Annotated in this window: 1 protein-coding gene; it reads left to right on the plus strand. The window is 62.4% G+C overall.

The genetic code is table 11. The annotated features are described in order from the left end of the window. Positions 1-69: 69 nt before the first annotated feature. On the plus strand, positions 70-646 hold a 577-nt coding region (locus ACP5J3_RS15005), incomplete at its 3' end, for a hypothetical protein (RefSeq protein WP_428496409.1).

The following is a 646-nucleotide window of genomic DNA, read 5'->3' on the forward strand; positions in this document are numbered from 1 at the left end:
TCGAGGAAAGCCGTTCCAGAAAGGCCTCTAGAGGCTGTGGCGCCGAGGTCTTGAGTAGATCCCCGGAGGGTGGCTGAGGAGGTGGTGCATGAGCTGAGGAGAGTTTACGAGGAGGCGGCGAAAGAAGTCAAAAAAACCCTCGACTATTACACGCGGCCAGAGAAGTACTGGGCCGGGGTGGCGCGGGAGATGGCTTTTGAAAACGCGTCACTGACGCGGTTCTTCCTCTCGTGGCTCTCGGCGTACCTCTGGGCGGCGGAGGGCGACGAGAAGGCCGTGGCCGTCTTCATCACCGCCGCGGTGATGGGAGACGGAAGCATACAGACGGCTGTTAGGAGGGAGGAAAGCGGCGTGGAGCTGGCTGGAGAGGTGACGCTGGCGGTAGGCAGATTCTCCACAGATGAGGAGAAGACTGGGCCCGTAACCCACATCCACAAGGCGGCGCTGGCGCTGGGCGTCTTGGCGAAGGCGGGTCATGCGCCGGAGAGGGTGTACGCCAAGGCCGACGGGAAGAGCGGGTGGTTTGAGCTGGAGTGGAGTGTCGACGCGGCCAGGGGCTTTCTGTCTGACGCGTCGCTATGGCTCTACGCCGTGGAGCTGGCTGGCGGAAGCGACGAGATAAGGATTAAGTACTCCAAAGCGCTGG

Source organism: Pyrobaculum sp. (assembly GCF_049971835.1).
Taxonomy (GTDB): domain Archaea; phylum Thermoproteota; class Thermoprotei; order Thermoproteales; family Thermoproteaceae; genus Pyrobaculum.